Below are 22,301 nucleotides of genomic sequence, written 5' to 3' on the forward strand. Positions count from 1 at the left end.
CGCGTCAGCAGGCGCCTCGCCTCCCATGGTCTCTCGGACCATGGGACAGCACACCCCGGTCACCCGGGAACTTCGGCTGCGTACGGGTTCAGCCCGATGAGCCGTGTCCGTACGGGGGCGGGGGCGGCGGCGTGGCGCTCGGCGGGTCGGCCGGCCGGACGAGTCGCGGCGGCGCATCCTCGACGCCACCGTCGTGATCGCGGGCGAGCGTGGGTACGAGGGCACGTCCATCGCGGCGGTCAGCGCTGAGTGCGGCCTGCCTGCCGGCTCGATCCGCTGGCACCGCCATGGCGGCCGGCGTGAACTCGTCCAACCCGCGGCAGGCCGACGACGCCGACGATGACGTGGTTGTCCCGGCTGGTCCACGGGCTCACTGAGGACGCGACTCCCGCTGAGCGCCGATGGGCCGGTCCAGTGCTTCCTTTGCCTGGTGCTGCGTCTCTTCGGCCACCACGCGAGCTTCTGCCACGACGTCACCGCGTTCGCGTATGAGGCTCTCGTAGATCGGCAGTTGATCGGTTGCGGGTGAGTTGGGTGTCACGGCATTGGACTTTCTGGGTGTCGTTCAAGGATTGCGATCAGGCGCGGCTGACCCGCGCGGCGATCCCATGACCGATCAGCAGGTAAAGCACGGCCGGCAGACCGTAATTGAGGAGAACACGAAGGCCCTCCGTGTCCATGGTGAAGATGTCTTGTGACCACCAGGCCAGCCAGTCGGCCGTCCCGTGCACGAACTCGACGAAGACATTCGCTGAGTTGGCTTCGAGTAGGTAGAGGAGGATCCACAGCCCGAGGAAACCGGCGGCGATGTCAGCGATCGTGTGGACAGTCAGGGCTGTCCGCCGGGCAGCGGTCTGGTTCCGCTCGTGGCGGCGCGGGCCGCCCGTGGGCTGGTCGTAGGAATGGGGGCCGGGCATCGGGTCGATATTGCTCACTGGAATCCAATCTGACGCATCGCTGTGCAATCCGCTGCATCACGCACATGGGCCGTCGGGCGAACCCGTGTAGGTCTGCGCCACACTGCGCCGCCGCGTTACACGCCCACGGAATGTCCAGAATTTGGGCACGTATTCTGCATGTTGCTTGAAAGGCGCGAGCAGGGATTTCTTTACCGACGGCCGGCCACTGCTCCAGGAGAAGGATGGTTCCTGGGAAGGGATGTGGCCTGGTGGTCGGGCTGTTGCTGCGGGGGGTTGGTTTCCGAGCCGGGGCCAGATGTTCCCGTCGTGACGGGTGCCGTGACCGCCCACGGGCCGCGGATCAGGTGACCCGGGGTCCGTGGGCGGGCACGCGTGGTAATTCAGCGAGTGGCGGTCAGGTTCCCGCCCGCCGTGACGCCCTCGGCCGAAGCGGCGGAGAAGAGGCCGGCCGTGAGCTCGCCGAGCGGCGTGTCGACAAGGAGGCCGCCGGAGGCGCTGCCCCCGATGCCGCCGGAGATGTTGTCCAGTTCGGCGTCGGACATCTCGGCCGTTTCGACCTGGGGGGTGAGGTTCATGAGGTGCGGTTTCCCTTCGAATGAAGCACTTTTGAATGGCAGAGTCCCCGTCTGATTCCCGAACTGGGAACCATTCCCGGCGACTTGCGCCATGCGCAGGATCAAAGCATGCCGTCGAGGGGACAGCCAGCCGATCCGACGTCCAAAACGGGACGCACTGCGAAAGCCGACCCCGTCGGTGTGACTGCGTGATGACCGAACACTCCGACTCCTTCACATTGCCTGCCGACCTGCTGCACTCACGGCTGAAGGTATCGGATCCCAATACGGACACTTCCACGCCAAAACCGTGAACCGTGAGCACGGAAGTGACGACTATTCAGGTTCCGCACGACCTCGCGGTGAACGGTGTGCAGGTTTATCGAATTTTCGGGAAGCTGGAACCCCTCATCCCCGCGGCGCATCGCGTGCACAAGATTGCAACGGGACGGCAACACAACGCTGTTGACGCAGGTGTCCCATACACCGAACATCGGTCTCGGAAGAAACGCTCAACCAGTCGGCAGAGTCATCCGTGGAGAACTGAGGGGAGTCGCGATGCAGCGCCGTCGGCCGGTGTCCGCGGACGACGCGGCCCTGGCTCCGTTCCGCGCCTCGCGCTTGGCCGTGCGTCTCCACGTCGATCTGCGACGTGTCTCCAGCGCTCTCTGTCACGCCTGACGGTTCCGGCTGCCCGCACACCGTTCGCGGTCAACGTCGCGCTTGTGCGCGCTCTCCGCGCCTTCGCGCCTTCGCGCCTCCCTCGCATCCCTGGCATCCCTGGCATCCCTCCTGAACTCTTCCTCGCCTCCCTCGGCCCCACCTTCCCCCGGCTGCCCGCACGGCCATGACACACGGGAGCCCTCCCATGTCCGACATCCCCCTCGGCGTCCTCGACCTGATCCCGGTCCCGTCCGGCTCGACGGCGGCCGATGCCCTGCGCAACTCCGCCGACCTCGCACAGCGGGCCGAACGCCTCGGATACGCCCGCTACTGGTTCGCCGAGCACCACCTCAACCCAGGCGTGGTCGGTACGTCCCCTGCCGTCGTCCTGGCCCTGACCGCCTCCGCCACCTCCACGATCCGGCTCGGCTCCGGGGCCGTACAGCTAGGACACCGCACGGCGCTGTCCACCGTGGAGGAGTTCGGCCTGCTGGACGCACTGCACCCGGGCCGCCTCGATCTGGGCCTGGGCCGCTCGGGCGGCCGCCCGCCGGGACAACCGGCGGCCCCGCCGCCGACCGCGACCCCGGTCGTCGACGGCCGCAGCCCGAACGGCCTGCTCATCCCGCCCCGCTTCTCCTCCGAGCACCTGCTCGGCTCGCCACGGGTCGCCCTGCAGCGCAAGCTGCTCCAGCAGCCGGGCGCCGAGTCGCAGGACTACGGCGAGCAGATCGACGACATCCTCGCCCTTCTGGAGGGCACCTACCGCTCACCGGAGGGCGTCGAGGCGCACGTCGTCCCGGGCGAGGGCGCCGACGTGGAGGTGTGGATCCTGGGCAGCAGCGGCGGCCTGAGCGCCGAGGTCGCGGGCGCCCGGGGCCTGCGCTTCACCGCGAACTACCACGTCAGCCCGGCCACGGTCCTGGAAGCGGTGGAGGGCTACCGGGCCTTCTTCCAGCCCTCCGAGTTCCTCGACAAGCCGTACGTCAGTGTGTCGGCGGACGTCGTCGTCGCCGAGAACGACGCGACCGCTCGCGAACTCGCCACCGGCTACGGCCCGTGGGTCCGCAGCATCCGCACCGCCGAGGGCGCCATCGAGTTCCCGACACCGGAGGAGGCACGCGCCCACCCGTGGACGGACGGGGACCGGGCCCTGGTCCAGGACCGCCTCGACACCCAGTTCGTCGGCTCCCCGGCCCGCGTGGCGGGCCGGCTGGAACAGCTCCAGGAGGCCACGGGCGCCGACGAGTTGCTCATCACGACGATCACCCACGACCACGCGGACCGGGTCCGCTCGTACGAACTGCTCGCGGAGGAATGGCGCCGCCGGGGTCACTCCTCCCAGTCGAGCTGATGCTCGGGAGTGCCCACCGACCGGCCGTGGGCGATCGCTTCGGCGCGCCCCGCATCGTCGCCGCGTCGATAGCGGCTGATCCGATATGCGGCTGGCGCCGCGTGGCCTTCCGGGCGAAGACGACCACGCGCTCGTCACCGGCGGTGAAGTCGGCGTACCAGCCGTTCTCCGGTTCCACGCCTCGGCGAACGCGTCCGCGACCCCGGCGATGTCGTCGCCGTCGGTCTCCCGCTCGATCAGCGTCCACAGCTGGGGCTGCCTTGGGCCGGTCCTTGGGCGCGGAAATGCGCTGGCGTGCGTATTTCTGCTGGTCGTGCTGGACTGGATGGGTGGGAATCGGCGTTTCCATGCGAGTGACAGCACCAGCATTCACCGGATACGGGAGGTGCTTATGTCTGGTCACGCCGGCAAGGCTCGAAACATCTTTCTCGTGTGGTTGGTCTGGCCCCTGATCACGCTGGGTATCTACCACCTCGTCTGGTACTACAAGGTGAATCGCGAGGCCCGCGACTTGGACCCGCGCATCGAGGTCAACCCTGTGCTGTCCCTCCTGGCCATCACTCTCGGCTGGGTGCTGATCGTTCCCCCGTTCGTCTCGGTCTACAACACGGGCCAGCGCATTGCGAGAATGCAGCAGTCGGCCGGGATGCAGCCCACCTGCAATCCCTGGATCGGGGTCATCCTCCTGATTGTCGCCGGCCTGTATCCGCTGTACTACCAGCACGAGCTGAATCAGATCTGGAGTCATTACCAGAACCCGGTCGAGGGCGAGCCGGTCCCCCTCGCGGTGTGATCTTGCCTGTGCAGCATCCCGGTTGACGGCTCGTCAGGCACTTGGGTTTGCTGCCGTCGTGACGGATCTCCTCATCAAACGCGTGGACGGCGACGCCGCTCTCCAGGACCTCAAGGACTGGCAGCACGTCCACAACGTGGTCGTCCCTCCGTTCCACCTGCCCCTCGACGCCGTCCGGGAGCGTGCTGGGCGCAATCACATGGACGTCGCGTACGTCGGCGACGTCCTCGTGGGGTGCTCGACGGTCCGCCCGCCGGAGGGCGACGAGGCCGTGGTCACGGTGATCGCGCGAGTGCTCGCCGAGCACCGACGGCAGGGGTTCGGCGAGCAGTTGTACGCGCGCGGGCTGGAGCGGGCGCGGGAGTCGGGCGCCGGAGTGATCGAGACGCTCGTCCTGGAGTCCAACCAGGACGGGCTGCGGTTCGCGCTGAAGCACGGGTTCGCCGAGGTCGAGCGCTACGTCCTGCCAGGGCTGACGATCCCGGAGATCGCGCTGCGGCTGTCCTGACCGCGAACGTCACGGCTCATGTCACAGCTCTCGCCACGGCTCTCGTCACGGCTCACGTCACGGTTCGGTTCACGTCCGCGCCGCGATGTCCCGCGCCGCTATGTACCCGAACGTCATCGCGGGCCCGATCGTCGAGCCCGCCCCCGCGTAACTGCGCCCCATGACGGCGGCGCTGGCGTTGCCCGCCGCGTACAGCCCGGGGATCACCGAGCCGTCCGGGCGGAGTACCCGGGCCCGGGCGTCGGTGAGCAGGCCGCCCTTGGTGCCGAGGTCGCCCGGCACGAGCCGGAAGGCGTAGTAGGGCGCCGCCCACAGGGGCGCCAGGCACGAGTTGGGGCGGACCGACGGGTCCGTGTAGTAGTGGTCGTACGCGCTGTCGCCGCGCCCGAAGTCGGTGTCCTCGCCCTTCCTGGCAAGGGAGTTGAAGCGGTCGACGGTCGTGCGGAGGGCGGCGGAGGGCACCCCGATCGAGGCGGCCAGCCCGTCCAGTGTCCACGCCTTGTGGACGGCGCCGGAGTCGTACCAGGAGTCGGGGAACACGAAGGTCGGAGCGACGTCCTTGAACAGGTAGCGGTTGCGGTAGTTCTGGTCGACGATCAGCCAGGCCGGGATGTGCGGCGCGGTCGGCGTGTCACGGTCGTACATGGTGTGGACGACATCGCTGTACGGCGCCGCCTCGTTGACGAAGCGCGCCCCGGCCGCGTTGACGACGAGTCCGCCGGGCAGGGTGCGTTCGGCGAGGCAGAAGTACGGCTGGCCGGGCAGCGGGATCGCCGGGCCCCACCAGGCGTCGTCCATCAACCCCAATGCGGCGCCCGCCCGTTCGCCCGCCCGGATGCCGTCGCCGGTGTTCTCCTTGGCGCCGACCGTCCACGCGGTGCCGATGGGCTGCTGCTGGTACCGCTCGCGCATCGCCGCGTTGTGCTCGAAGCCGCCGGAACCGACGATGACGCCGCGGCGGGCGCGGAGCAGTCCGGGGGCGCCGTCCTTGGTGACGACCGCGCCGGTGACGGCGCCGTTCTCCCTGTGCAGGTCGGTCAGCGGAGTGTTCAGCCACACCGGCACGTCGGCCGCGAGCAGCCCTGCCCGCAACCCCGCCGCCAGCGACTGCCCCATGGTGAGCGGCTTCTGGCCCAGCAGCGCCGCCCTCGTCCCCCGAGCGAGGCACTCGGTGGCCACCGCGAGGCCCTTCACGCTGACCGCGGACAGGACCAGCCACTTGTAGTCGGCGCTGAAGACGACCATGCCGGCCGGGACCGTCATGTACGACGGGTTCAGGCGGGCCAGCTCCGCGCCCAGGATGTTCCCGTCGAGCTGGTCGGGCTCGATGGAGCGGCCGTTCGGCAGACCGCCGGGCAGCTCCGGGTAGTAGTCGCTGTACCCCTCCATCCAGCGGAAGCGCAGCGGGCTGTGGGCCATGACGAAGGAGAGCATGGCGGGCCCGTGGTCGAGGAAGGCCTTCTGCCGGTCGGCGGGAACGTCGTCGCCGACCACGGCCGCGAGGTAGGCGGCGGCCTTCGCCGGGGTGTCGGGCACTCCCGCGCCCAGGATGACGGAGTTGTTCGGGATCCAGATGCCCGCGCCGGACCGGGCCGCCGAGCCGCCGAAGGTGGCGGCCTTCTCCACGACGACGCAGCTCAGGCCCCGCTTGGCGGCGGTGAGCGCGGCGGTCATCCCGGCGGCTCCGGAGCCGATGACCACGACGTCGTACGTGCCGAGGAGGGGCAGGTCGGCGGCGGCGTCCGCGGCGGGCGCGGCGTCGGCGGCTTCAGCGGCGTCGGCGAACTGAGGCAGCCCGGTGGTGAGGGCGAGCCCGGCTCCCGCGGCGCCGAGTACCCGGCGGCGCGAGGGGGCGGACAGCGACGTACGTCTGACGGGATCCGCGTGGGTGGACATGGCAGGTCTCTCCAGTCTGGTCAGGGAAAGGGAGGCCGTGCTGTGCCGCCCGGGACACGACGGGCCCGGGCGCCCCGTTTCTGATACAGAGTCAGGAATGTGACGCGGGGACCGGGGTGAAGTCAAGGGGTACGCCATCCGGAGCCCTGCGCTCCTCCCGTACGACCGCTTCGGCATGTCACCGCCGGGCGCTCCCGTAGCGTGAGCCGTATGCGCGTGCTGGTCGTCGAGGACGAGGAACGGTTCGCGGCCGGGCTCAGGGACGGGCTGGAGGCCGAGGGCTTCGCCGTGGACATCGCGCTCGACGGGGTCGACGGACTGTGGATGGCCCGCGAGAACGCGTACGACGCGATCGTCCTCGACATCATGCTGCCGCGCCTCAACGGCTACCGGGTCTGCCGGGCGCTGCGCGGCGAGGGCGACTGGACGCCGATCCTGATGCTCACCGCCAAGGAGGGCGAGTGGGACGAGGTGGAGGGCCTCGACACCGGCGCCGACGACTACCTCACCAAGCCCGTCTCGTACGCCGTGCTGCTCGCCCGGCTGCGGGCACTGCTGCGCCGTGACGCGCGCGAGCGGCCCGCCGTGCTCACGGTGGGCGACCTGCGGCTGGACCCGGCCGCACGCACGGTCACCCGAGGCGGACGCCAAGTCGAGCTCACCGCAAGGGAGTTGGCCGTGCTGGAGTTTCTGATGCGGCGGACGGGCGAAGCCCTGACCAAGCGGACGATCCTCGACCATGTGTGGGGCGACGACTTCGAGGGCGATCCGAACATCGTCGAGGTGTATGTGCGGCGTCTGCGGAACAAGGTGGACCGGCCGTTCGGGAGGGAGTCGCTGCTGACCGTGCGGGGGCACGGGTATCGGCTGGTGCCGGATGGCGAGTGAGATGGCGGGTGAGGTGGCGGGCGAGCGGGCCGGCCGTGGGGCCGGGGCGCGGTTGCGGGCCGTGCGCGTGCGGGCCACCCTCATCGCCGTACTGGCCGTCGCCCTCGCCCTGGTCGTCGGGGGCGTGGCACTGGTGCTGGCGCTGCGGGCCGAACTGAGCAACGACGTACGGGACGCCGCGCGGATCCGCGCCCGGGAGGTGGCCCGGGTGATCGAGGCGGGCCGAGGGGTGCCCGAGGTGTCCGTGACCGATCCGGACGAGGAGTTCCTGCAGGTCGTCGACGAGGAGGGAAGGGTCGTCGCGGCGAGCTCGAACGCCGAGGGCCTCCCGGCGCTGGCCCGGCTGCGGCCCGGCGGCAGCACCGAGGTCGACACCCCGCTCGACGAGGACCCGTTCCTGGTGGTGGCGGTCGGGGCGCGGGACGGCGACCGGCGGCTGACGGTCCTGGACGGCCGTACGCCCGCCGGGGTCGCCGAGGCCACGTCGACGGTCACCCGGCTGCTGCTCATCGGCCTGCCGGTGCTGCTGGTCCTGGCGGCCGCCGCGACCTGGGCGGCCGTGGGGAGGGCGCTGCGGAGGGTGGCACGGGCCGAGGCCGCGCAGCGGCGCTTCGTGTCGGACGCCTCCCACGAACTGCGTTCGCCCGTCGCCACGGTCCGGCAGCACGCCGAGGTGGCCCTCGCACACCCCGGGCGCGCGGACACCGGGGCGCTGGCCGGGACGGTGCTCGACGAGGCCATGCGGATGCAGCGCCTCGTCGACGATCTCCTTCTCCTCGCCCGGGCCGACGAGGACGCGATCCGGCTGCGACGGCGCCCCCTCGACCTGGACGACCTGGTCTTCGAGGAGGCCCGGCGGCTGCGGGAACGGGGTGACGGCCCGCGGATCGACAGCGCGGGGGTGTCGGCGGGGCGGGTGCTGGGCGACGAGGACACGCTGCGCCGCGTGGTCCGCAACCTCGCCGAGAACGCGGCCCGGCACGCCCGCTCCCGGGTCGCCCTGACGCTCGTGAGCGCCGGCGGGGCCGTACGCCTGGACGTGGACGACGACGGGCCCGGGGTGCCGGAGGGGGAGCGCGGGCGGATCTTCGAGCGCTTCGTACGGCTGGACGAGGCCCGTGCGCGGGGAGAGGGCGGGGCCGGGCTGGGGCTGCCGATCGTCGCCGAGCTGGTGGCGGCGCACGGGGGGACGGTGACGGTGGGAACGGCGCCGGAGCTGGGCGGGGCGCGGTTCACCGTGACGTTGCCGGCTGCTGGGGAGTGACCCTCCCCAGGGCCCCGGACTGACAGCGCGTTCAGGTGCGTTCAGCGTCCGTTCAGCGGGCGTGCGGGACGCTCATGGCAGGCCACACGGTCGAAGGAGGCCGCCATGAACACCCACCGCCGCGTCCTGCTGACCGGAGCTCCCGTGACCGCCGCCGTGCTACTGGCCGGGGCGTGTTCAGCGGAGGCCATGGGCGACGGGGCGAAGCAGAGCGAGTGCATCCATGTCGTCGACGAGGGCACGGGCCAGACGGGCGCCGAGTGCCTGCCCACGGCATCCGCGAAGGACCGGGTCGACCTCACCGAGCCGCGCTTCACCCACCCGACCCGGATCACCAACCCGCTCCACCCCACCAGCGAGGTCACGCAGACCATCCTGGGCGGACAAGTGGACGGCAAACCGTTCCGCACCGAGGTCAGCCTGCTGCCCGGCACGAAGACCATCGAGTGGGACGGCAGGTCGGTCGAGGCCCGCATCAGCCAGTACGTCGCATTCTCCGACGGCCGGATCCAGGAGGTCGCCCTCGACTGGTACGCGCAGGCCGACGACGGTTCCGTCTGGTACCTCGGCGAGGACGTCTTCAACTACGAGGACGGGGTCGTCGCCGACACCGAGGGCACCTGGCAGGCGGGCCGCGACAAGGCGCCGCCCGCGATGATCATGCCCGCGGCTCCGCAGAAGGGCGACGTCTACCGGCCCGAGAACCTTCCGGAGATCGTCTTCGAGGAGGTCACCGTCCAGTCCGTGGACCAGACCGTCGAGGGACCCTACGGCAGGATCGACGGCGCGATCACGGTCCGCGAGCTGCACATGGACGGCTCGACCGAGGAGAAGGTGTTCGCGCCGGGGTACGGGGAGTTCTCGACCGGCACCGAGGGCGGCGACCAGGAGGCCGTGTCGCTCGCGGCGCCCACCGACGCGAAGCCCGGGGCGCTGCCCGACCGGCTCGTCGCCCTGAACCGCGCGGCCGTCGCCGCGCAGGAGTCGCCGGGGACCGCCACCGTCCGCGAGGTCCGCGACACATGGGACGCCTACCGTGCCTCGGATGCCGTACCGGAGTTGCTGCAGCGGCAGATGGAGCGTGATGTCGTGGCGCTGGAGAAGGCCGGGACCAGTGCTGAAGCGGTGGGGCCCGCTCTCCGCGTCGCGCAGAACGTGACGGATCTGCGGCTGCGGTACGAGTCCGTGCCGACGGTCGACAACGACCGACTCGCCCTGTGGGCACGGCAGTTGGGCATCGACGTGAAGGCCGGGGACGCGGGGGCGGTGGCCGGCGACGTGACCGGGCTGGAGTTGGTGTGGGAGCGGGTGCGTCAGCAGGAGGCGGATGCGCCAGTGGGCACGGACCTCACGGAGCTCCGGACCGCGGCGGACCGGAAGGACATGGCCGAGGTGGCGCGACTCGCACCTCAACTGATGGACCACATCAGCGCCGCGTTCGGCTGATTCATTGCGCGTGGCCTGACAGCACCTACCACGATCCGAAGGGGCACGGGATGCAAATGCGAGAACGCATCACGCCGTGCTGGAGGCTGCGCTTTCGTGGTGGGACAACCTCTTTGTGATCTCTGTGTGCTGCGCGAGGTGGAATGAAAGCCTGGGGGAGATTTTCTGGGTTTCTGGCAAGATGCGGAGTGAATAAGGAGTTTGGCTCTTCGTTCGTCTCATGGATCTGCTACAACCTGCTCATCTCCTCTCTCCCGATACCGTTGGCTTATGTCACATTGTCGCAGGGCGGGAGTATCGAGTCGATCGGCGAGCGTGGCGACTTCTTCATCATCACCGCAGCGCTGCTCGCGGGCGAGTTGCCGTTGATCTCCAAGGTGAACAAAACCAGGGATGGCTTGCTCGGTGATCTCCTGTTCGCATGGGCATTCATTCTTACCCTGACCAGCATTTTGTCCTTCGTGGCAACATCGGCCAATTTTGCCGTGGGGCATCAGCAGGGGACCGTAACCGTTTCAGCGCCCAGCCCCCCGTTCCCATGGTTCGATTCCGGTGCCATCATGGGCGTATCTCTGTTTCTCTATGCATCCGGGATCTTGACGGTAGTCGTATCAATTGCCTGGCGTGCCAAAGGGAAGGGCGGTGATGTTGTTGAGTAGGCTGCTTTTCGCTGCCCTTGCGGTCGTCCCGGGAGTGGTGGCGTTTGTGACGTCGCATCGCAGCAAAGCCAGGTATGGGCGGTCGCATCAGTCGCTGGATCCCGAGCGCAGAGAGCGGGAGTCACGTTCTGCTGATGCCCGGATGGCGGTCTTCACCGCTGTCATCAGCGTGATGGCCGCCACGGTGGCTGCTCTGGCAACGGTGATCTGGTCCATGGACCGATAGGTGCGGAAGTAGACGCCGTAGGACCGTCACTGACCAGTGACGTGCAGTCGGAACCGCAGGAGGGTGGAGTCCGGCGTGTCCGGGACCGAAACGGCGGTCAGGCCGGCAGCTGCGGCAAGGCTCTTGAATCCTGAGCGCTGGATCCACGCCCGCACCGTACGTTTCAACCGCATGCTTGTCTCACCCGCCCGTCCACCGTCAGTGTGCTTGCCCTGTAGGGATCTCCGCCCACACGACCTTGCCGGACGGCGGCCATGGCTCGCTGCCCCACCGGGCCGTCAGCGCGTCGACGAGGAGCAGCCCGCGGCCCGCCTCGTCGGTGGGGCTCCCCGTACGACGGACCAGGGGCCGGCGGTCACCTCTTGGGTCGGCCACTTCGATACGGAGCGTGTCCGAGGCCTCGGCAGTGAGCGTGAGCCGGAACCCGCGTCCCTGCACGTGCCCGTGCGTGACGGCGTTCGCCGCCAACTCGGCGACGACCAGCGCCGTGGACTCACTCACCGCACAGCCGTGCGGCCAGCCCCACTCGTCGAGCTGCCGCGCGGCCAGCAGCCGGGCGAGGCGGGCCCCACGAGGCGTGGCGCTGAGGAGTTGGGTGAACTGCCGGGTGGAGATTTCTGACTTCATGTCACTGAGCGTGGCCGCCCGGCTCTACCCTGACCAGGAAATCTCTCGGTACTCAGGGTGTGTGTACCGGTACGGACGGTGTCCTGTACGGGGCGTCGGCCGTGACGTGGTGAGAGGGAGACGGTGACGGAGCCGCAGGAGACGTACGACGAGGGCGAGCAGGCCGGCGACCTGAACCGGGCGATCGGCAAGCAGGTCAAGGTACTTCGGGAGCGGGCCGGGCTCACCCAGAAGGAGTTGGGCGACCAACTCGGATACAGCGAGGATCTGATCTCGTCGCTGGAACGGGGGAGACGGACGCCGCAGCGGGAGTTCCTGGAGGCGGCGGATGAACTGCTCGGTGCGGGTGGGTTGTTGACGGCCACGGTCGAGGACGTGGAGAAGGCCAAGGCGAGGGGCAGGGTTCGGCACCCGGCTTGGTTCAGGGATTATGCGCGGCTGGAGGCGAGTGCGGTTGAGATCAACTTCTTCAGCATGGTCACAGTGCCGGGGCTCTTGCAGACGGAAAACTATGCACGGGTTACGTTCACGGTGCGTCAGCCATTGTGGGCGGAGGAGACCATCGAGCAGCGAGTGTCTGCCAGGATGGCCCGTCAGGAGATCCTGACCGGATGGCCACCCCCGATTGTCACGGCCGTCATCGACGAAGCCGTGCTGCGACGCGAGATCGGCGGTCGGAAGGTCCAACAGGATCAGTTGCGGCACTTGTTGAAGGTCGGTCGACTGCGCAGCACCACCCTGCAGGTACTCCCTCTGCGGTGTGACGAGAACCCTGCCGTGGACGGACCGTTCGTTTTGCTGACACCCAAGGGGAAGCCGCAGGTTGCCTACCTGGAGGTACAGGGAACCAGCCACTTGATCACGGATCCGGAGGAAGTGCGTATCCTGGCTGCACGCTATGGAGCCATTCGTGGGCAGGCCCTTACGCCACGTGAGTCCCTCGGCCTGATGGATGAACTGTTGGGAGACCGATGAGTGCTGACGTAACCTCACCCGAACTCACCTGGTTCAAGAGCAGCTACAGCGGCGGCGAAGGCGGCGAGTGCCTGGAGGTCGCCGCCGCCCCCGGTACCGTCCTCATCCGCGACTCCAAGGCACCCACCCGCGCCCAACTCACCTTCCGTCCCTCGGAGTGGGCTGCCTTCGTCAGGCATGCCTCCGGGCGCTGAACCTGCCGCTCACCCCTGTCGCGGGTTCGGCTTGAGTACCGCGAAGACCGCACCCGTGGTGTCCGTCAGCCACGCGATCCTGCCGACGTCCGGAACGTCCGCCGCCGGCATCAGTACCGAGCCGCCGTTCTCCTGCGTGTTCCGCACGATGTCGTCGGCGTCCGCGACCGCGAAGTACGGCACCCAGTTCGCCCGCCGGCTGCCCTCCTGGAGCGGAGCCACTCCGCCGAAGGACGTGGCCTGCTGGTCCCCGGACTTGAGGCTGAGCACGCGGTACGTCATCCCGGGCGCCTGCATCTCCGCTGAACGCCAGCCGAAGAGGTCGCGGTAGAAGCGGATCCCGGCGACGGGGTCGGGTACGTGCAGCTCCACCCACAGCAGGGTGTTGTCCTCGGACGTCTTCTCCAGCCCGCCCGGCGTCTCGCCCGGCTGCAGCACGGCGAACTGGGCCCCCTGCTGGTCGGTGAGCTGGGCCATCCGTCCCTCGCCCATGACCTCCATGGGCGCCACCCGCACCGTGCCGCCGCCCCGCTCGACGGTGTCGACGGTGGCCTGGATGTCATCGGTCCGGAAGTACACCGTCCAGGCGCTGCTCGCGCCCTCCTCGGTGAGCCGGCCCATGGCGGCGACGGTGCTGCCGTCCTTCTGGAAGAACCCGTACCCGCCGGCCTCGGGCCCGGCAGAGACGTACTGCCAGCCGAAGACGCCGCCGTAGAAGGCGGTCGCCGCGTCGGTGTCAGGACTGCCGAGGTCGATCCAGCAGGGTGATCCATGGGTGAAGTCTGTGCCGAGCATGCGCGCCCTCCAACGGCTCTGCGGGACCACCGCTCCGCAGCCCCGTACGAACCCCGCAACGATGCCCACGTCCGCCCGTCCTCCTGCGGCGCCCGGCGCGGCGGGCCGCCGGAATCACACGCTTGGGTGACGCGCCAGGATCCGCACGACTTGCTCATGTCGGACATAACGAAGTGACCTGTGTCACCGTAGCCTGTCTCCCCGTGATGTTCGTCGGCCGGGGTGCGCTGCACATCTCGGACCACCTGTGACGGGTGTGTCTCAGGTGACTTTCTTGGCCGCCATTCGCGGCCTTCATTGGGGGGAAGACGTCGTGAGTCGTCGTTCGTCGCGTGCGCATAGATCCTTGAGCCTGAAGCGGCGGTCGTGGCTGACGCTCGGTGCCGTGATCCTGGGTGGCGGGGGCGTGGTGACCTACGCCGTCGCGAGTCCCTCGGGGGATGCCGACGCGGCGGGCCGGGCCAAGCGGCCGGTGAAGGTCTACGACCTCGCCCTGAAGGGCACCGCGGGCGACAGGCGGGAGCTGCCGCGTACGGGCACCGAGCAGTTCTCCATGCTCGGCGTCTCCTGGACGGGGGGAGCCAAGCGGCTCCCCGGCACGGCGCAGGTGCGCACCCGCAGCCGTGGGACCGGCGCGTGGAGTGCCTGGCGGGACCTCGAAGTGAACGTCGACCCGCTGGACAACCCCGGCCCCGAGGTGCGCGGCGCGTCCGAGCCGCTGTGGGTCGGCTCCTCCGACGGCGTCCAGGTGCAGGTCGTCCGCAAGGACGGCACCACCGGTGCGCTGCCCAAGGGACTTGAGGTCAACCTGGTCGACCCGGGCGTCGTGACCGACGCCGAGACCAAGTCCACGGGCACCGCGGCCGAGCCCGTGGCGTACGTCGCCGAGGAGAGCCCCAGCGCCACGATCACCGACTCCGCCACCCCCTCCGACGACATCACCGCCACGCCGACGGACGACCGGACCACCGCATCGCCGGCTCCGACCGACACCACACCTGAGACCACCCCGACCGACACCACACCCGAGGCGACCCCCACGGACACCACGCCCGAGGCGACCCCCACCGACTCGGCATCCGCGTCCCCCTCGACGAGCGCCTCCGCGATTCCGTCGGCCACCGCGCCCTCCGCGCCGCCGTCCACGGTGCCCGAACCGCCGATCACCTCGCGCGCCGGCTGGGGCGCCGACGAGTCGATCAGCCCCGAGGCGCCGGAGTACAACGCGGACGTGAAAGCCGTCTTCGTCCACCACACCGACGGAAGCAACACCTACTCCTGCGCCGACTCGGCGTCGATCGTGCGGGGCGTCTACGCCTACCACGTGCAGGTCAACGGCTGGAAGGACATCGGCTACAACTTCCTGGTCGACAAGTGCGGCACCGTCTTCGAGGGCCGCAAGGGCGGCGTCGACCTGCCGGTGCTCGGCGCGCACACCTACGGCTGGAACCGGGAGTCCACGGGCATCGCGGTGCTCGGTGACTACACCTCGACCGGCGCCACGAACGCCGCGCTGACCTCCGCCGCCCGTGTGGCGGCCTGGAAGCTCGGCCAGTACGGCGCCGACCCGGCCGGGACCGTCCAGCTCACCGCGGGCGCCATGCAGAAGAACTACTTCGGCACCAGCTTCACCTCGGGCAGCAGGTACACCTTCCACCGGATCTCCGGCCACCGCGACGGCTACAACACCCAGTGCCCCGGCGGCTCCCTCTACACCCAGCTGCCGACCATCCGTACCTGGGCCGCCGGCCCGGTGCAGGGCCTGAAGGTCACCTCCGTCGGCGGCGCGGGCCTTTCGGGCTCGACGTACTACACCAAGGGCGCCGTCACGGTGCACTGGACGGACAGCACTCCGTCCTCGCTCATCTCCAGGTTCGAGCTGCTGGTCGACGGCAGGACCGTGGCCACCGCCTCGCGTACCGCCACCTCCGCCAGTGCCACCCTTGCCCTGGGCAGCCACACCGTCGCCGTGCGGGCCGTGCACCAGTCCGGCAAGACCGCGACGACCGCCGCGCTGAGCGTCGTCGCGGAGACGACCGCGCCGACCTTCACCACCGCCCCGAAGCTCTCCCTGCGCACCGGCACCGTCAGCACCAGTGCCGTTCCGGTCACGCTCGGCTGGAAGGCCACCGACGACAAGGCCCTGCGCGAAGTGAAGCTGCTGGCCCCGACCACGGCCACCTTCGGCCCGACCACGACCGGTTCGAACCGCACCGCCACGTCCGGCGCCGCCACCACCTGGTCGATGCGGGCCTACGACTACGCCGGCAACTACCGCACGTCCTCCCCCTCCTACACCCCCGTGATCCTGCAGGAGAGCGCCGCCACCAAGTCCGGCAGCTGGACCACCCGTTCCTCCACCAGCTACCTCGGCGGCAAGTCCTACTCCAGCGGCTCCAAGGGCGCCAGTCTCACCTGGACCTTCACCGGCCGCTCCGCCTCCTGGGTGGTCTCCCGCGCCACAAGCTCCGGCCAGGCATACGTCTACGTCGACGGTACCAAGGTCGCGACCGTCGACCTGAAGTCCGCAACGACCCAGTACCGGCAGGCGATCTGGACCAAGTCCTGGTCCAGCAGTGCACAACACAAGGTCAAGATCGTCGTGGTCGGCACCAGCGGCCGCCCCACCATCACCACCGACGGCCTCGTCTACATCAAGTGATCCCCGGGCCCGGCGGGGGTGGCACCGAGCCCCTCCCGCCGGGGCATACGGCCCCGGAGTCGTGCCGGCCTGCGCCCGGGATGCGCACGGGTCAGCCCTTCAGGGCCCCGCCGAGTGCCGAACCGCCGCCGATCAGCCGGGACATCACCACGTACAGCAGGATCACCGGCATCGAGTAGAGCATCGAGAAGGCCGCGAGCTGCCCGTACTGCACCGTTCCGCGGGAACCGAAGAAGGTGAAGATGCTCACCGAGGCGGGCTGCTGGTCGGGGGAGAGGAGCAGGAAGAAGGGGACGAAGAAGTTCCCCCACATCATGATGAAGGTGAAGATCGTCACGACCGTCACACCCGGCCACATCAGCGGGAGCACCACCCGGCGCAGGGTCTGCATGCCCGAAGCGCCGTCCGTCCAGGCCGCCTCCTCCAGCACCAGCGGCACGCCGTCCATGAAGTTCTTGGTCAGCCAGATCGCGAACGGCAGCGAGGACGTTCCGAGGAACAGGATGGTGCCGTACATGGTGTCGATCAGATCGACCTGGACGAACATGCCGTAGACCGGCACCATCACGGCGGTGATCGGCAGCCCGGTGGCGAACAGGATGGTGAGCAGGAACGGGCGCTTGAACCGCGACTCGTACCGGGAGAGCGGATAGGCCGCCAGCACCGAGGCCGTCACGCACAGCGCGGTCGCCCCGCCGCACAGCACCAGGCCGTTGAGCATGGGCAGATAGGTGATGTCCGTGGTGAGTACGGCACGGAAGTTGTCGAGCGTCATGGGGTCGGGTGCGGTGATTCTCAGGCCGGCCGTGCCGTTCACCGAGGCCAGGAAAAGCCATAGCAGCGGCGCCAGGAAGCACAGGGCGATCAGCAGCAACAGCGCGTTCACCACGGCGCGTTCGGTGCTGCGGCGGGAGCGGTGCCGCGCTCCGAGCGCGCCGCCGCCCCGTCGGGTGCGCGGCGGCGGCGCGGCTTTGGGACTGGCGATGACGGCCATTCAGACCTCCGTCCGCAGCAGACGCAGATACAGCACCGAGAACAGGGCCCCGACCACCAGGAGCATCAGAGCGACGGCCGTGCCGTAGCCGATCAGGCTGTTCTGGAAGGCCTGTTCGTACATGTACAGCGGGAGGGTCTGGCTCTTGTTGCCCGGACCGCCGCGGGTCATCACGAAGATCAGACCGAACACCGACAGTGTCTGCAGGGTGTTGAGCATCAGGTTGGTGCCGATGGAGCGGCGGATCATCGGGAGCGTGATGTGCCACAACCGGTGCCACCGTCCGGCGCCGTCCACCTCCGCGGCCTCGGTGATCTCCTGGGGGATCTCCTTGAGCGCCGCGGAGTAGACGAGCATGGAGAACGCCGTCCCCCGCCAGACGTTGGCCACGGAGACGGCGAGAATCGGCAGCGTGTACAGCCAGTTCTGCTGCGGCAGATGGAGGAAGGAGAGGATGGAGTTGAGCTCTCCCTCCTTGCGGAAGAACACGTACAGCAGGTAGGCGGCCACGACTTCGGGGATCACCCAGGCCGCCAGGACCAGGGTCGAGGCGACCGAGCGCACTCCCCGCGACGCCTTCTGCAGCAGTGCGGCCAGCCCGAGGCCCAGCGTGTTCTGGCCGATGATCGACGACACGACGGTGAAGACCAGCGTGAGCCAGACCGCGTTGAAGAAGTCGGGGTCGCCGAACGCCTTGGTGAAGTTGTCGAACCCGACGAAGCGTGCCCCGGAGGCTCCGGTGAGCCGCATGTCGGTGAACGCGTAGTACACGCAGTACGCGATCGGGCCCGCGAGGAAGAGCAGCAGCAGGACCACCGAGGGCAGCACCGGCAGCCCGCGCAGCAGGGACCGGCGGGCTCGCGCGGCGGGGGAGAGGGGCCCGGCGGGGCGCGGGGGACGGGCGTCGGTCCGCCGCCTTCCCGCGCCCTTGCCGGGCACCGCCGTCGTCACCGTGAGGTCACCCACGGCTTTCGACTGCTCCGTCGGTGGCGCTCTTGACCGCTTCGTCGTAGGTGGACGCGGCCTTCTCCGGGCTCGCCTGACCGGTCGTCACCGCTTCCATCGCCTCCTGGATGGCGGTGGACACCTGGGGGTAGACCGGCAGCGCCGGGCGGTAGTGGGTGTACTGGACCAGACCGGTGAAGAAGTCGACCCCGGGCATGGACTTCTGGTACCGCGGATCGGCGGCGACGTCCTTGCGGACCGCGATGCCCGCGTTGCGGATGCAGTACTCGACCGCGTTGTCCTTGGTCTGCATGGACTTGATGAAGTCGAAGGCAACATCGGGGTTCTTCGACTTGGCGGGGATCGCCCAGGTCCAGCCGCCGGACAGCGTCACCGTGCCCGGGGACTGGCCGGTCTGGGTCGGCATGGACGTGGTGCCGAGCACCTTGTCCCACTCCGGCCAGGGCTTGGCGCCGGTCTCGATCCAGTTGTTGCCCATCCACGACCCGTCGAGGTCGATGGCGAGCTTGCCCGCCGGCAGCAGCTCGGTCGCCACCGTGCTCCCGAAGTTGGCGTCGAGGGCGTCCTCGACGTCGGGGCCCAGCTTCTCCTTGAACACCGTGTCCACGAAACCGAGGGAGTCCTTGAAGCCCTTGCTGCCCACGACCCACTTCTTGGCCGACGGGTCGTACAACGGGTCCTCGCCGGTGCCGTACAGCAGCATCTCGAAGCCCTGCATGGTCGCGGCCTCGCCCGCGGCCTTCCCGGTGTAGATGTTCATCGGGGTGACGCCGGGGAGCTTCTTCTTGATGGTGCGGGCCGCGTCCAGCACCTCGTCCCAGGTCTTCGGCTTCCAGTCGGTGGGCAGCCCGGCCTTCGCGAAGAGCTCCTTGTTGTACCAGAGGCCGCGGGTGTCGGTGCCGTCCGGGACGCCGTACGTCTTGCCGTCCTGGCCCTTGGCGGCGGCCTTGGCGGTGTCGACGAACTGGCCCCAGTCCTTCCACTTCTTCAGGTAGTCGTCGATCGGGAGCAGATAGCCGCTGGCGATGTCGGCGTTGATCAGGAAGGTGTCCTCGTAGACCAGGTCGGGGGCGGTGCGCGGGGAGCGCATCATCAGCTGGATCTTCGAGTAGTAGTCGTTCTCCGAGGCCTGGATGGGGACGAGCTCGACCTTCTTGCCCTTGTTGGCCTTCTCGAACTGTTTCTTCACCAGCGTCAGGTAGTTGTCCATGACCCGGGACTTGTTGTCCACCTGGCGCCAGTACGCGACCTTGATCGTGTCGCCCGAGCCGGATTCCCCGGAGGAGCCTCCGCAGGCGGTGAGCCCGAGGGCGAGCGCCCCGGTCAGCGTGACGGCGAACAGTGCTCTGACGTGCGCGTTCATGTGCTCCTCGCAAGGAGAAGGCCCTTGCTGGGCAAGGGAGTTGGCGCGAACTGTGCGGCCGAAAGTAAATCCATTGGATTGATGAAGTCAACTGGTCTGCATCACATTGGTTATTCAATTCACCAGCGCATGGGCGCGTGCGTACCCTCGGTGAGGCGCGGGCGGCCTGCGGGGAACGCAGGAGACAGGAGGCGTGGAAGGGACATGCGGACGGGGACCAACCTCCCGCGGGTGGGGGACTACAACCGCGCCGTCGTCCTGGACGCGGTGCGCAGGCGCTCGCCCGTCAGCCGGGTCGAACTGGCCGAGGGCACCGGGCTGACCAGCCAGACGGTCTCCAACGTGGTGCGCCGGCTACTGGACGAAGGGCTGGTCCAGGAGACCGGCCAGGCCCCCTCGCAGGGCGGCAAGCCCCGCACCCTGCTGTCGCTGCGCGCGGACGCGGCGTACGCCGTCGGCATCCACCTCGACCCCGACTCCACCGTCGCGGTCCTGCTGGACCTGGCCGGCCGGGTCCTGCGCCGGCGCCGGCTGAGCACCACCGCGCGCAGTGATCCCGGCCGGCTGGCGGGAACGCTGGGCAGGACGGTCAACTCCCTGATCAAAAAGGCCGGTGTGGGCAGGGACCGGGTGCTCGGTGTGGGTGTGGCCGTACCCGGACCCATCGACGGCGGGCGCGGCATGGTGCTGGACCCGCCCAACCTGCCCGACTGGCACCACGTCCACCTGGTCGACCTGCTCGGCCGGTCGACCGGACTCCCCGTGGTCATGGACAACGACGCGACGGCCGCCGCCATCGGGGAGCGATGGGCAGGCGGCGCCGAGCGCTCCGGCAGCTTCCTCTTCGTCTACGTCGGCACCGGCATCGGAGGAGGAATCATGCTCGCCGACGCGGTGCTGCGCGGGGACTCAGGCAACGCGGGCGAGTTCGGGCATGTCCTGGTCGAGCCCGGCGGCAACGCCTGCCACTGCGGGGCGCACGGCTGTCTCGAGGCGTACGCCGCGCCGTACTCGGTCCTCGCGGGCTTCGCCGAGCGGCACGGCTTCGCCGGGGCCGAACGCCTTGGTCTGACACTGACCCGGGAGGAGACCCGCACCGACTGGAGCAGACTGTGCGCGGCGGCCGCCAAGGACGACGCCTGCGCGGTACAGGAGATCCGGCGAGCGGCCGAACACATCGGACACGCCGCGCTGAGCACCGTCAACCTGCTCGACGTCAGCCGCATCGTGCTCAGCGGGGAGTCGCTGCGATGTATCGAGGAGATCGTCCGCGCCACCGTCGACACGGTGGTCAACGGGCGCTCCATCGCCCGCGCCGTGCGCACGGTCTCGGTGGAATCGAGCCTCATCGGAGAGGCGGTGGGCGCGGTCGGGGCCGCGTCACTGGTTCTCGACGGCAACTACAGCCCGGGCTGGCAGATGCTCCTGGGTGAGCAGTTGCTGTGATCACAGAGTGATGATGGGAAAAAGTCGGCCCCAATGATGGACTAATGATGGCTTTCACCTCTTCAGTAGTCCGCCGGAGCGCACCTAACGTTGCGGTCCTCACCCCACACCGGATGGCTGTCGCCGACCCGCACTGGAACCACCGAAAGGCCACGGTATGACCACCCCCTCCCTGAACCGGATCGCCGGCGCGCCCATCTCTTGGGGTGTGTGCGAAGTCCCTGGATGGGGCCACCAGCTGACGCCCGAACGCGTACTGAAGGAGATGCGGGAGGTCGGCCTGGCCGCCACCGAGATCGGCCCCGAGGGTTTCCTGCCGGGCGCGCCCGAGGCCATGGCCCAGGTCCTCGCCCACCACGACCTTCAGGCCGTCGGCGGCTTCACCCCGCTCCTGCTGCACGTGCCCGGGCACGACCCGCTGCCCGAGGTGGAGCAGCTCCTGGAGAGCTACGCCGCCTCCCGGGCGGACGTCCTCGTCCTGTCGGCCGTCACCGGCCAGGAGGGCTACGACTCCCGCCCCGAACTCGACGCCGACGGCTGGAAGCTGCTGCTGTCCAACCTGGACCGCCTGACGACCCTGGCCGCCGAACGCGGCGTACGCGCCGTCCTGCATCCGCACGTCGGCACGATGATCGAGAACGGTGAGGAGGTCCAGCGGGTCCTGGAGCACTCGGCGATCTCCCTGTGCCTCGACACCGGACACCTGCTCATCGGCGGCACCGACCCCGCCGAGCTCACCCGCCAGGCACCCGAACGTATCGCCCACACCCACATGAAGGACGTGGACGCCTCCCTAGCCGCCAAGGTGCAGTCCGGCCGGCTCACCTACACCGAGGCTGTACGCGGGGGCATGTACCGACCGCTCGGCGCGGGCGACGTCGACGTCCAGGCCATCATCACCCACCTCAGCGCACGGGGGTACGACGGCTGGTACGTCCTGGAACAGGACACCATCCTCACCGAGGAACCCAAGGAAAAGGGCCCGGTCGAGGACGTATGGGCCAGCGCCGAGCATCTGCGCGCGGTGCTGCGCGGCGCCGCGTAACCGCTGTACCGGGCAGGTCGTCCACCACACGGGAGAGGGCGGTACCGGACAGGTACCGCCCTC

General features: G+C 69.3%; 21 protein-coding genes and 1 pseudogene. 13 read left to right on the top strand and 9 right to left on the bottom strand.

The window, feature by feature from the left end:
* Positions 1-103 precede the first annotated feature (103 nt).
* Positions 104-283: pseudogene (locus FGD71_RS45945) on the top strand (TetR/AcrR family transcriptional regulator); the annotation flags it as partial.
* Between the two features lie 295 nt (positions 284-578).
* Here FGD71_RS45945 and FGD71_RS45950 read toward each other — a convergent pair.
* Both FGD71_RS45950 and FGD71_RS45955 read right to left on the bottom strand, forming a co-directional pair.
* The gene (locus FGD71_RS45950; RefSeq protein WP_420878412.1) at positions 579-917 is read right to left on the bottom strand and encodes a hypothetical protein; all 339 of its coding nucleotides are present in this window, start codon (positions 915-917) and stop codon (positions 579-581) included.
* Between the two features lie 383 nt (positions 918-1,300).
* On the bottom strand, positions 1,301-1,495 hold the full coding sequence (locus tag FGD71_RS45955) for a hypothetical protein (protein ID WP_119106576.1): 195 nt from the start codon (positions 1,493-1,495) through the stop codon (positions 1,301-1,303).
* A gap of 847 nt (positions 1,496-2,342) precedes the next feature.
* Between FGD71_RS45955 and FGD71_RS45960 the strand changes: the two genes are divergently transcribed.
* From FGD71_RS45960 to FGD71_RS45975, 3 genes are all read left to right on the top strand, one after another.
* The gene (locus tag FGD71_RS45960) at positions 2,343-3,491 is read left to right on the top strand and encodes an LLM class flavin-dependent oxidoreductase (protein ID WP_119106577.1); all 1,149 of its coding nucleotides are present in this window, start codon (positions 2,343-2,345) and stop codon (positions 3,489-3,491) included.
* Positions 3,492-3,576: 85 nt separating this feature from the next.
* Positions 3,577-4,284: a DUF4234 domain-containing protein gene (locus FGD71_RS45970; RefSeq protein WP_205571202.1), complete on the top strand. Its 708-nt coding sequence runs from the start codon at positions 3,577-3,579 to the stop codon at positions 4,282-4,284.
* A gap of 58 nt (positions 4,285-4,342) precedes the next feature.
* Positions 4,343-4,792: a GNAT family N-acetyltransferase gene (locus tag FGD71_RS45975; RefSeq protein WP_240437091.1), complete on the top strand. Its 450-nt coding sequence runs from the start codon at positions 4,343-4,345 to the stop codon at positions 4,790-4,792.
* Positions 4,793-4,861: 69 nt separating this feature from the next.
* Here FGD71_RS45975 and kstD read toward each other — a convergent pair whose 3' ends face one another.
* Positions 4,862-6,688, bottom strand: coding sequence for a 3-oxosteroid 1-dehydrogenase (gene kstD / locus FGD71_RS45980; protein WP_119106578.1), 1,827 nt, complete (start codon positions 6,686-6,688; stop codon positions 4,862-4,864).
* Between the two features lie 210 nt (positions 6,689-6,898).
* Here kstD and FGD71_RS45985 point away from each other — a divergent pair, with 210 nt between their 5' ends.
* The 4 genes from FGD71_RS45985 to FGD71_RS46000 all read left to right on the top strand — a co-directional run bounded on the left by FGD71_RS45985 (position 6,899) and on the right by FGD71_RS46000 (position 10,945).
* Positions 6,899-7,576 carry a response regulator transcription factor gene (locus FGD71_RS45985; protein WP_119106579.1) on the top strand — a complete coding sequence of 226 codons (678 nt, stop codon included), beginning with the start codon at positions 6,899-6,901 and terminating at the stop codon, positions 7,574-7,576.
* A complete protein-coding gene (locus FGD71_RS45990; protein ID WP_205571203.1) occupies positions 7,566-8,840 on the top strand; it encodes a sensor histidine kinase in 1,275 nt (424 codons plus the stop codon). The genes FGD71_RS45985 and FGD71_RS45990 overlap by 11 nt, the downstream gene beginning before the upstream one ends.
* Before the next feature lie 105 nt (positions 8,841-8,945).
* Positions 8,946-10,286 carry a hypothetical protein gene (locus FGD71_RS45995; protein ID WP_119106581.1) on the top strand — a complete coding sequence of 447 codons (1,341 nt, stop codon included), beginning with the start codon at positions 8,946-8,948 and terminating at the stop codon, positions 10,284-10,286.
* A 188-nt stretch (positions 10,287-10,474) separates the two neighbouring features.
* The gene (locus FGD71_RS46000) at positions 10,475-10,945 is read left to right on the top strand and encodes a hypothetical protein (RefSeq protein ID WP_119106582.1); all 471 of its coding nucleotides are present in this window, start codon (positions 10,475-10,477) and stop codon (positions 10,943-10,945) included.
* Between the two features lie 87 nt (positions 10,946-11,032).
* On the opposite strand, the gene FGD71_RS49840 is transcribed toward FGD71_RS46000, so the two are convergent.
* A complete protein-coding gene (locus FGD71_RS49840; RefSeq protein WP_276147196.1) occupies positions 11,033-11,161 on the bottom strand; it encodes a hypothetical protein in 129 nt (42 codons plus the stop codon).
* A gap of 208 nt (positions 11,162-11,369) precedes the next feature.
* A complete protein-coding gene (locus tag FGD71_RS46005) occupies positions 11,370-11,798 on the bottom strand; it encodes an ATP-binding protein (protein ID WP_119106583.1) in 429 nt (142 codons plus the stop codon).
* 123 nt (positions 11,799-11,921) lie between these two features.
* Here FGD71_RS46005 and FGD71_RS46010 point away from each other — a divergent pair, with 123 nt between their 5' ends.
* On the top strand, positions 11,922-12,773 hold the full coding sequence (locus FGD71_RS46010; protein WP_119106584.1) for a helix-turn-helix domain-containing protein: 852 nt from the start codon (positions 11,922-11,924) through the stop codon (positions 12,771-12,773).
* The gene (locus FGD71_RS46015) at positions 12,770-12,967 is read left to right on the top strand and encodes a DUF397 domain-containing protein (protein WP_119106585.1); all 198 of its coding nucleotides are present in this window, start codon (positions 12,770-12,772) and stop codon (positions 12,965-12,967) included. Before FGD71_RS46010 ends, FGD71_RS46015 begins: the two co-directional genes overlap by 4 nt.
* 9 nt (positions 12,968-12,976) lie before the next feature.
* Here the strand turns inward: FGD71_RS46015 and FGD71_RS46020 are convergent, their stop codons facing one another.
* The gene (locus FGD71_RS46020; protein ID WP_119106586.1) at positions 12,977-13,762 is read right to left on the bottom strand and encodes a VOC family protein; all 786 of its coding nucleotides are present in this window, start codon (positions 13,760-13,762) and stop codon (positions 12,977-12,979) included.
* A gap of 352 nt (positions 13,763-14,114) precedes the next feature.
* On the opposite strand from FGD71_RS46020, the gene FGD71_RS46025 reads away from it, so the two are divergent.
* Positions 14,115-16,424: a peptidoglycan recognition protein family protein gene (locus tag FGD71_RS46025; protein WP_181359408.1), complete on the top strand. Its 2,310-nt coding sequence runs from the start codon at positions 14,115-14,117 to the stop codon at positions 16,422-16,424.
* Between the two features lie 91 nt (positions 16,425-16,515).
* Here the strand turns inward: FGD71_RS46025 and FGD71_RS46030 are convergent, their stop codons facing one another.
* The 3 genes from FGD71_RS46030 to FGD71_RS46040 are packed head-to-tail and all read right to left on the bottom strand — an operon-like array spanning position 16,516 to position 19,747.
* Positions 16,516-17,418 carry a carbohydrate ABC transporter permease gene (locus FGD71_RS46030; protein ID WP_119106588.1) on the bottom strand — a complete coding sequence of 301 codons (903 nt, stop codon included), beginning with the start codon at positions 17,416-17,418 and terminating at the stop codon, positions 16,516-16,518.
* Positions 17,419-18,369 carry a carbohydrate ABC transporter permease gene (locus FGD71_RS46035; RefSeq protein ID WP_420878413.1) on the bottom strand — a complete coding sequence of 317 codons (951 nt, stop codon included), beginning with the start codon at positions 18,367-18,369 and terminating at the stop codon, positions 17,419-17,421.
* A 7-nt stretch (positions 18,370-18,376) separates the two neighbouring features.
* Positions 18,377-19,747 carry an ABC transporter substrate-binding protein gene (locus tag FGD71_RS46040; RefSeq protein ID WP_119106589.1) on the bottom strand — a complete coding sequence of 457 codons (1,371 nt, stop codon included), beginning with the start codon at positions 19,745-19,747 and terminating at the stop codon, positions 18,377-18,379.
* A 204-nt stretch (positions 19,748-19,951) separates the two neighbouring features.
* Here FGD71_RS46040 and FGD71_RS46045 point away from each other — a divergent pair, with 204 nt between their 5' ends.
* Together FGD71_RS46045 and FGD71_RS46050 are read left to right on the top strand one after the other, a co-directional pair.
* The gene (locus FGD71_RS46045; RefSeq protein ID WP_119106590.1) at positions 19,952-21,193 is read left to right on the top strand and encodes an ROK family transcriptional regulator; all 1,242 of its coding nucleotides are present in this window, start codon (positions 19,952-19,954) and stop codon (positions 21,191-21,193) included.
* 157 nt (positions 21,194-21,350) lie between these two features.
* The gene (locus FGD71_RS46050; RefSeq protein WP_119106591.1) at positions 21,351-22,238 is read left to right on the top strand and encodes a sugar phosphate isomerase/epimerase family protein; all 888 of its coding nucleotides are present in this window, start codon (positions 21,351-21,353) and stop codon (positions 22,236-22,238) included.
* Positions 22,239-22,301: the final 63 nt, after the last annotated feature.

It is taken from the genome of Streptomyces sporangiiformans (assembly GCF_005768555.2).
GTDB lineage: Bacteria > Actinomycetota > Actinomycetes > Streptomycetales > Streptomycetaceae > Streptomyces > Streptomyces sporangiiformans.

Coding starts and splice junctions, on each gene's coding strand:
- FGD71_RS45950 (WP_420878412.1), bottom strand. CDS start 917: ATGCCCGGCCCCCATTCCTACGACCAGCCCACGGGCGGCCCGCGCCGC.
- FGD71_RS45955 (WP_119106576.1), bottom strand. CDS start 1,495: ATGAACCTCACCCCCCAGGTCGAAACGGCCGAGATGTCCGACGCCGAA.
- FGD71_RS45960 (WP_119106577.1), top strand. CDS start 2,343: ATGTCCGACATCCCCCTCGGCGTCCTCGACCTGATCCCGGTCCCGTCC.
- FGD71_RS45970 (WP_205571202.1), top strand. CDS start 3,577: ATGCGGCTGGCGCCGCGTGGCCTTCCGGGCGAAGACGACCACGCGCTC.
- kstD (WP_119106578.1), bottom strand. CDS start 6,688: ATGTCCACCCACGCGGATCCCGTCAGACGTACGTCGCTGTCCGCCCCC.
- FGD71_RS45985 (WP_119106579.1), top strand. CDS start 6,899: ATGCGCGTGCTGGTCGTCGAGGACGAGGAACGGTTCGCGGCCGGGCTC.
- FGD71_RS45990 (WP_205571203.1), top strand. CDS start 7,566: ATGGCGAGTGAGATGGCGGGTGAGGTGGCGGGCGAGCGGGCCGGCCGT.
- FGD71_RS45995 (WP_119106581.1), top strand. CDS start 8,946: ATGAACACCCACCGCCGCGTCCTGCTGACCGGAGCTCCCGTGACCGCC.
- FGD71_RS49840 (WP_276147196.1), bottom strand. CDS start 11,161: ATGGACCAGATCACCGTTGCCAGAGCAGCCACCGTGGCGGCCATCACG.
- FGD71_RS46005 (WP_119106583.1), bottom strand. CDS start 11,798: ATGAAGTCAGAAATCTCCACCCGGCAGTTCACCCAACTCCTCAGCGCC.
- FGD71_RS46015 (WP_119106585.1), top strand. CDS start 12,770: ATGAGTGCTGACGTAACCTCACCCGAACTCACCTGGTTCAAGAGCAGC.
- FGD71_RS46020 (WP_119106586.1), bottom strand. CDS start 13,762: ATGCTCGGCACAGACTTCACCCATGGATCACCCTGCTGGATCGACCTC.
- FGD71_RS46030 (WP_119106588.1), bottom strand. CDS start 17,418: ATGGCCGTCATCGCCAGTCCCAAAGCCGCGCCGCCGCCGCGCACCCGA.
- FGD71_RS46040 (WP_119106589.1), bottom strand. CDS start 19,747: ATGAACGCGCACGTCAGAGCACTGTTCGCCGTCACGCTGACCGGGGCG.
- FGD71_RS46045 (WP_119106590.1), top strand. CDS start 19,952: ATGCGGACGGGGACCAACCTCCCGCGGGTGGGGGACTACAACCGCGCC.
- FGD71_RS46050 (WP_119106591.1), top strand. CDS start 21,351: ATGACCACCCCCTCCCTGAACCGGATCGCCGGCGCGCCCATCTCTTGG.